Source organism: Methylobacterium sp. WL12, from assembly GCF_008039475.1.
Classification (GTDB): domain Bacteria; phylum Pseudomonadota; class Alphaproteobacteria; order Rhizobiales; family Beijerinckiaceae; genus Methylobacterium; species Methylobacterium cerastii.
In genome coordinates this window covers 1-6,256 of the sequence record NZ_VRUW01000144.1, presented here as the reverse complement: position 1 = coordinate 6,256, position 6,256 = coordinate 1, and the positions used below count along the sequence as shown (strand labels likewise).

General features: G+C 63.5%; 11 protein-coding genes. 6 read left to right on the top strand and 5 right to left on the bottom strand.

The features are described from left to right. Positions 1–249 precede the first annotated feature (249 nt). Positions 250–471, bottom strand: coding sequence for a hypothetical protein (locus tag FV226_RS26420; RefSeq protein ID WP_147765257.1), 222 nt, complete (start codon positions 469–471; stop codon positions 250–252). 1,032 nt (positions 472–1,503) lie between these two features. On the opposite strand from FV226_RS26420, the gene FV226_RS28250 reads away from it, so the two are divergent. Continuing rightward, complete coding sequence (locus FV226_RS28250) at positions 1,504–1,647, top strand: hypothetical protein (RefSeq protein ID WP_187278864.1); 144 nt, start codon at positions 1,504–1,506, stop codon at positions 1,645–1,647. Positions 1,648–2,038: 391 nt separating this feature from the next. Beyond that, entirely contained in the window at positions 2,039–2,431 is a 393-nt protein-coding gene (locus tag FV226_RS26405; protein ID WP_147765254.1) for a response regulator, read from the top strand. Positions 2,432–2,480: 49 nt separating this feature from the next. On the opposite strand, the gene FV226_RS26400 is transcribed toward FV226_RS26405, so the two are convergent. Then, positions 2,481–2,918: a MucR family transcriptional regulator gene (locus tag FV226_RS26400; RefSeq protein WP_348644134.1), complete on the bottom strand. Its 438-nt coding sequence runs from the start codon at positions 2,916–2,918 to the stop codon at positions 2,481–2,483. A gap of 346 nt (positions 2,919–3,264) precedes the next feature. On the opposite strand from FV226_RS26400, the gene FV226_RS26395 reads away from it, so the two are divergent. Continuing rightward, positions 3,265–3,828: a MucR family transcriptional regulator gene (locus tag FV226_RS26395; RefSeq protein WP_147765253.1), complete on the top strand. Its 564-nt coding sequence runs from the start codon at positions 3,265–3,267 to the stop codon at positions 3,826–3,828. Positions 3,829–3,999: 171 nt separating this feature from the next. Here the strand turns inward: FV226_RS26395 and FV226_RS28245 are convergent, their stop codons facing one another. The 3 genes from FV226_RS28245 to FV226_RS26385 all read right to left on the bottom strand — a co-directional run bounded on the left by FV226_RS28245 (position 4,000) and on the right by FV226_RS26385 (position 4,763). Then, positions 4,000–4,158, bottom strand: a complete 159-nt coding sequence (locus tag FV226_RS28245; RefSeq protein WP_187278863.1) for a hypothetical protein — start codon at positions 4,156–4,158, stop codon at positions 4,000–4,002. Positions 4,159–4,245: 87 nt separating this feature from the next. Then, complete coding sequence (locus FV226_RS26390; protein WP_147765252.1) at positions 4,246–4,500, bottom strand: hypothetical protein; 255 nt, start codon at positions 4,498–4,500, stop codon at positions 4,246–4,248. A 17-nt stretch (positions 4,501–4,517) separates the two neighbouring features. Then, a complete protein-coding gene (locus FV226_RS26385) occupies positions 4,518–4,763 on the bottom strand; it encodes a hypothetical protein (RefSeq protein ID WP_147765251.1) in 246 nt (81 codons plus the stop codon). Between the two features lie 123 nt (positions 4,764–4,886). Between FV226_RS26385 and FV226_RS26380 the strand changes: the two genes are divergently transcribed. Genes FV226_RS26380 through FV226_RS26370 form a run of 3 tightly spaced genes read left to right on the top strand, consistent with a single transcriptional unit; the run spans position 4,887 to position 6,031 of the window. Next, positions 4,887–5,099 (top strand): hypothetical protein, encoded by a 213-nt coding sequence (locus FV226_RS26380; RefSeq protein WP_147765250.1) that lies wholly within the window; start codon positions 4,887–4,889, stop codon positions 5,097–5,099. After that, positions 5,099–5,365 (top strand): hypothetical protein, encoded by a 267-nt coding sequence (locus FV226_RS26375; protein WP_147765249.1) that lies wholly within the window; start codon positions 5,099–5,101, stop codon positions 5,363–5,365. Before FV226_RS26380 ends, FV226_RS26375 begins: the two co-directional genes overlap by 1 nt. Before the next feature lie 18 nt (positions 5,366–5,383). Beyond that, on the top strand, positions 5,384–6,031 hold the full coding sequence (locus tag FV226_RS26370; RefSeq protein ID WP_147765248.1) for an SOS response-associated peptidase: 648 nt from the start codon (positions 5,384–5,386) through the stop codon (positions 6,029–6,031). The last annotated feature ends 225 nt before the right edge of the window (positions 6,032–6,256 follow it).

The window sequence follows — 6,256 nt, the reverse complement described above, 5'->3', positions numbered from 1 at the left end:
GGTATATAGTATCCTGCAACGGTAAGACCTATTGCCGTATTATTGCAAAACGTGGCGTTTATCTTACGAAGTTCATTCCTTGCTGATTTTCCAATATCGGGCGGAAACTTCTCTCTTAACTTTTGTTTTTCATATGGGCTCAAACGGCTTTTGGTCTTGAAAATCATATTTTCCTTCTCCCCTGCCTCCCATTGGCTCGCTAGGAGGTAGCGCCGATGCCTTAGGACTGTCGCAAGCCCTGACGCGCCGTCAGCCCGCGCGCCGGTCCCGTTCTGCCTCGGCCTGCCAGGCGTCGCGCTCGCGCTCAGCCCGGGCCAGGCGGCCCCGTAAGGCCTCGATCTCGGCATGCAGCTCGCCCGCGTCCACCGCCAGCTCCACGCATTGATCCTGCGTTTCGGCGAGCTGGGCGCGTAGCTCGCGGTTCTCGATGACGACGGCGAGAATGTCGGTTCGCAGGGACGGGTTCGTCATCCCCTTACCCTGCCAGAAAACGACGACGTCGGCGATCGTGAGCCAATCCGTCAGCCTTTGTGAGACGCCTTCGGTCGGGTCAGCCAGAGGAACGCGATGTTGAGCACGTAGAATACGACCGAGGACATCAGGGTCGCAAGGCGTTGAGCGCCATAGCCAGGCGTAGTGAGCAGGTCGCTGAGGATCACGCCCTGGACCACGAGCGATCCTAGGCTAACGACACTCCAAAGCAGCAAGATCCAGCGCAGCGCTCGCATGACCATCAGACCGCGATCCGGCGCCACCACGGGCGGGCCTTCCATTCCGCCAGCTCGGCCCGGGCCTGGGCCGCGTCGGCCTGTGCGCTCGTCCTCATGCCCCTTTAGCTCCCTGCCCCGTCCGATGCCGGGGCCGGGGTCTACCTCAGCCTGCCAGCGGTCGCCATCCGATCCGGCGCTGGGGTGCGCGCCCCTACAAGCGCGAGAGGCGAAGCGACCAGCTCGACCAATGAGAGATGTCCAGCGCCGGCATCACGTCCGTCATTGAGGCGCAGCCGGCGGCGCCGATCGCGATGAGGGTGATGGCGAGTGCGGTGCGGAACAGAGTGCTTCGGGGAGAGGATTGAGGCACTTGCATGGATCAGCTCACCAAGCGCGTCCACCACGGGTTAGACGGCACCTGCTCCGATAGCGACAATTGCATCTAGTAGGCCTGAGATTATTACTAAATACCTAACGGATCACGGACGCTTTAAATTGGCGATAACCATATTCTGAGTGCAGGGCCGGACAACTCCTAACGATGTATGAACGGGCCTATCTTCGAGGATCGATGTAGGAGATCGTTAAGCATCAGAGACGGAGACGAGCGATGCGCGAAGCTGCTGAAGATACCGGGTTTATCCTCAAGCTCGCCCTCGTGGTCTTCATAGGCCAGGGCCTGATGATGCTGGTGCACTGACCGGCCCATAACTTCGCCACCTTCGGAGCGCTGCCTCAACGGCAGAACCGCCGCCGCTTCATTGCAGGCGCCGCATGCACCGGAGCTCTACCCATGCTGAAGATCGTCGGCGCTATCCTCACCGTCGTTGCCGTTGTTGCGATCGGAGGCTTGGTGCAGCTGCCGGCGCGTGCCGTCAGAGCCGTTCGTGGCCTTGTTGGGCGCACTCCCGGGCTCGCGCAGATTACGGCCCGGTGACGGAGCGGGCGTCCCGTAGGGGGAACCTCCGTCGACGGGGTGCCTTCGCCTGATAGAGCATAGGCGAGGACCCCATGAGCAACGACGACACGACCAAGTCCGAGGCGATCGGCACCCTTCCGCCGGGCGGCCCGCTCGATCCCTCGAAAGCTCCGCCGGTCGAGAGCGCGGGTCCCACGTCGCCCGGGTTGCCTGATCCGAACCCAGACCACGCGCCCGAGAGCGGCGGCTATGATGGGAAGCCACCGTCTACCGGCTCTAGCAACTCCAAGGGCGGATATGGCGCCGGTTGAGGCCCGAAGCAGGCTCCCGGCTCGAATTTGTGAACCGAGCATTTGAGCGAGATCGGCGTCAGAGGTGTTCCTACGGCTGGCAACGCGAGGATGCGCGCATGGCAGAGGCGGGAATGCAGGCGGCTGTGCTGGTCGTGGAGGACGAGCCCGTCCAGCTCATGGCAATGGCCGCGGCGCTAGGTGATGCGGGCTTCGAGGTCGCTGAGGCGAAGGGCGTCGATGCGGCAACCGCGCATCTGACCGCTCGGCCCGAGATCGTTGCGATGATCGCAGACGTGGATCTAGCAGGAGAGACGTTGACCGGCTTCACGTTAGCGAAGGCCGTCGCCGCGCGTTGGCCTGAGGTCGCAATCCTCGTCGTATCTGGCCTTGCAACACCGGCTGAGGATCAACTGCCGATGGGGGCGAGGTTCATGCCGAAGCCGTTTTCCGACGAGATGCTGGTCACTGCCACGCGGCGGCTACTCTCGGCGCGCAACATCAAGCTGTGAAAGTCGCCTCGCCGGTTGATCCGGTCGAGGCGACATCGAGCTATCCTGCTCAGGCGGCCGAACGGCCAGGCCGGCCCAGACCAATCTGCTTTGCCAGCGCTGAGCGCCTCTCCGAGTATGAGGTTGAAGTAACCGGGTAGTCGACCGGCAAGCCGAAGCGCTTCCGGTACGAATGTGGGTCGAGGCCGTGCTTCGTCAGATGACGCTTCAGGGTCTGGTACGTCTTGCCGTCGATGAAGGAGACCAGCCCGTCAGACCGGATCGACTTGCGGATCTGTGCCGAGGTCGGCATCTCGACCTCTTCGTCCGTGGCGGTGGCACTACCGGCGGCTGTGCCGCTTGCGATGCCGTTGAGGGCTGCATGAACGGTGCCGATCAATCCCGGAAGCTCATTTAATGATACGCGGTTGTTCGAAACGTACGCCGCTACCAGTTCGCTCGCCATTGTGAGCATATCAGGGTTCAACCCCAGGTTATCTTTGGTCACTTCGATTGTCCTGTGTGTACGCTACCGGCGTGAGATCTACCGATCTCTCATGCAGATCAAGGTACGCCTCGCACAAGATCACGCGAGCCTGCCGTGACCTGTGCGCATGATTGAGTGATATGGTTTCGGTGAAGAGTGGCCGGGGCGTCCTGTCAGGGCGACCCCGACTTTTGCGCCGCGCTCTGCGGCAGCACAGGGTCAGGAGCGATGCATTTGGCTGATGCCCGCATCTGCAACAGCAGCGCACCGCAAAAAATCTCTATCCGTATTGCAGCATTCGGCAGTGTGTTCTTCATAGAAGTAGCTTGACCAACGGCCCTGGGCGGTAGAGCGATAGATCCTCTCGATGAAAGGGATCACTGTGGACGAACAAGCCGAAGCTCAATCCACCAACTTCATGGAACTCGCTGCCGACCTCGTGGCGGCCTACGTGTCGAACAACAACGTGCCGGTCTCTGAGTTGCCAAACGTCATCGCCAGTGTGCACGCGGCGGTGGCAGCTCTTGCCAACCCGACGCCTGCCGAGCCCGCTGGTCCCGAGAAGCCGACGCCCGCGCAGGTGAAGAAGTCCATCACGCCGGACGCGCTGATCTCCTTCCTCGATGGCAAGCCCTACAAAACGCTCAAGCGCCATCTGACCAAGAGCGGCCTGACGATGGAGACCTACCGCGCACGCTACGGCCTGCCGTCGGACTACCCTTCGACCGCCGCAAGCTATTCCGCCAAGCGCTCCGAGCTGGCGCGCTCCCTCGGTCTTGGCCAATTGCGCAAGGCGGCCCCCAAGGCTGCCGCAGCCGACGAGACGGTCTCCGAGGCGCCCAAGACCCGGGGTCGGAAGCCCAAGGCTGTAGAAGCGCCCGAGGCAGCTCCTAAGGCGCGCGGACGTAAGAAGGTCGCCGAGACGGCCTGACGCCGCTCAGCGCCCCGTTCCGGCACACTGGGGCACCCGCCGCGGTGACGTGCCTCTAACCAAGTGCCGGCATCCTGCACTCGGGCCATGTACTGCGTATCGGCCTAGCTGGTGAGATCTGGGGTTCCCCCGCCCGTGAGCAGATCGGGCGGGGCCGAACCGAGCAGGGTGCTACGCGAGATCGTTCTGCTCGTCGGGGTCCTCCGGCAGGACGTCGGACGGATCAGCGCCCTCCAAGGCTTCACCCTCCTCGGTCTTCGGAGCGGGCGCTTTTCCCTTCTCAGTATGGATAGGGGTGGTGCCGTTCTTCGGCTTGGTCTCGTCGGGCATGAGCATTCCTCCGTGTCGTGAGGTGCCCATGTGGCGCCTGATGACGGGCGGGCAACGGTCGTCTCCTGCTGGGTCGTGCTGCCGCTCTCACCCGCCCTGTAGGCTCTCCGCAAAATCGTCCGGCACCTCGCCGAACTGCCCAAGGATCGTTGCGCTCTCCAGCTCGCCCGTTTCGTCGTCGGCGACGATCTTGAGCGCCGCGGTGCCCGGCATCCGGCCGGCCATGGCTTCCGCCTTCTTCAGCGCCCCGCTCTCGGTCGGCGCCACCTCGCGGTCGCCGGGGACGAGCCGCTTCCGTTTGATAATGAAGGTCTGCACCAGGAACGTCGTCTTCATCCCCATGGTGCTTCCCTTCAGCCTTATCGCGTTGGCCGGTTGTCGAGCACGTCGGTGAACGGCTTCGACAGCACCTGGTGGCCGGATGCGTCGTAGACCTCAACCGTCCAAGTCGACCAATCGCGCCGAGGGCTGCTGAGCATCACGTCCAACGCGACCCGCTCGGCGTGGACGCGCATCAGCGCCCAGGTCGGCAGCCGCTTGCCCTGCCGATCGGCGACAAGGTCGTGCCCGTTCGTGCAGTGGAAGCGGTAAAGTGGCGTCGGCATTGGCCTTCTACCCCGCCCTCCACACCATCTCACCGCCTCGCGCTTGGCCGTCGTCGCCATGGTTGAACCGTCGGTCTGCTTACTGTCTGTTCCTTGTATGTTCTTGGGCGACTCGGAGCGCCGATGCACCCCCAGCCGCACGAACCGCCTGTGGAGATCCGGCTGACCGAGGCTGAGACGATCGCGCTCGCCTACCGCCGGGCGGCTCGTGGCGACGCATGGGTCGCGCTCGTGCGCGTGGTTGAGGATGCGCTTGCCGACCTCGCAGAGGCCGAGCGCCGGTCGCTGCGGCGGGATCGGCTTGTCTCGCACGGGTATGTCCGCGGGCGGCTTTGATGGAGCGCCTATGCGATCTCCGCGGGCGCCGTCTCGTCGTGGAGTGCCCGCCGTGCAAACGGCGCGGCGCCTACGACCTCGCGCGCCTCCGGGGGCTGTTTGGAGAGCACGCCGACCTCTACGACGTGTACCTTCGGCTGACGCAGACGTGCCGCTACCAGCGGGCCGTTGGGACCAAGCAGCCGAACCAGTACGGCCGGACGTGTCGAGCCGCGATCGGCGTCGAGGGTGGCGACGGGCGCGCCGGCTTGCCCTCGCGGACCTGACGGGCGCACGGTGCTGGCATGTGCAACCTCTACAGCCTCGACAAAGGCCAGGACGCGATCCGAAAGGCCTTCGGGGTCGATCGCGACGAGACTGGCAACCTGCCGCCGCTGCCGGCCATCTTCCCCGATCAGATGGCGCCGATCGTGCGCTTGGCCGACGGCGAGCGCGAGCTGGCGATGATGCGGTGGGGCTTCCCCTCGCCGGTGAGCAAGGGACCGCAGCACCCAGTCACGAACGTGCGGAATGTGAAGTCGCCCTACTGGCGGCCGTGGCTGAAGCCGGAGCAGCGCTGCCTGGTCCCGGTGTCCTCGTTCAGCGAGTACGCCGACACGAAGCCGCGCAAGACCCCCGTATGGTTCGCGCTCGATGAAGACCGGCCACTGTTCGCCTTCGCTGGGATCTGGCGGCCTTGGACGGGCGTGCGGGGTCCGAAGCGCGATGAGCCGGTCGAAGAGGAGCACCGCCTCTACGCTTTCCTCACGACCGAAGCGAACGGCGTCGTCGGCCCCGTGCATCCGAAGGCGATGCCGGTGCTGCTGACGACGCCGGAGGAGTGGCGCACGTGGTTAGAGGCGCCGGTCGAGGAGGCATTGAGCCTGCAACGCCCGCTGCCCGACGACAAGATGAGAGAGATCGCGCGGGGCAAGCGGAGTGATGGCGCTTAATGGAAGAAGCCGGACGCCTGGTACCTATTGCAGGGAGCTGCTTCCGACCCAAATCGGATACATAAAACGTCTGCTGTCCGACGTTTAACTGCGGAGCCTGACTGATTATGATATGTAAAGAACGACTCCACAGCGTGAAATTGTGCGCAATAATGGAAACAGCATAGCTATAAGCCAAATTCGAAATGATTACTGCAAATCACAAGAACAGATGAATAATAAAAC

What these genes read in the sequence shown, in the direction of transcription:
- FV226_RS26420 (WP_147765257.1), bottom strand. Translation starts at nt 471, where the DNA reads ATGACGAACCCGTCCCTGCGAACCGACATTCTCGCCGTCGTCATCGAG.
- FV226_RS28250 (WP_187278864.1), top strand. Translation starts at nt 1,504, where the DNA reads ATGCTGAAGATCGTCGGCGCTATCCTCACCGTCGTTGCCGTTGTTGCG.
- FV226_RS26405 (WP_147765254.1), top strand. Translation starts at nt 2,039, where the DNA reads ATGGCAGAGGCGGGAATGCAGGCGGCTGTGCTGGTCGTGGAGGACGAG.
- FV226_RS26395 (WP_147765253.1), top strand. Translation starts at nt 3,265, where the DNA reads ATGAAAGGGATCACTGTGGACGAACAAGCCGAAGCTCAATCCACCAAC.
- FV226_RS28245 (WP_187278863.1), bottom strand. Translation starts at nt 4,158, where the DNA reads ATGCCCGACGAGACCAAGCCGAAGAACGGCACCACCCCTATCCATACT.
- FV226_RS26390 (WP_147765252.1), bottom strand. Translation starts at nt 4,500, where the DNA reads ATGGGGATGAAGACGACGTTCCTGGTGCAGACCTTCATTATCAAACGG.
- FV226_RS26385 (WP_147765251.1), bottom strand. Translation starts at nt 4,763, where the DNA reads ATGCCGACGCCACTTTACCGCTTCCACTGCACGAACGGGCACGACCTT.
- FV226_RS26380 (WP_147765250.1), top strand. Translation starts at nt 4,887, where the DNA reads ATGCACCCCCAGCCGCACGAACCGCCTGTGGAGATCCGGCTGACCGAG.
- FV226_RS26375 (WP_147765249.1), top strand. Translation starts at nt 5,099, where the DNA reads ATGGAGCGCCTATGCGATCTCCGCGGGCGCCGTCTCGTCGTGGAGTGC.
- FV226_RS26370 (WP_147765248.1), top strand. Translation starts at nt 5,384, where the DNA reads ATGTGCAACCTCTACAGCCTCGACAAAGGCCAGGACGCGATCCGAAAG.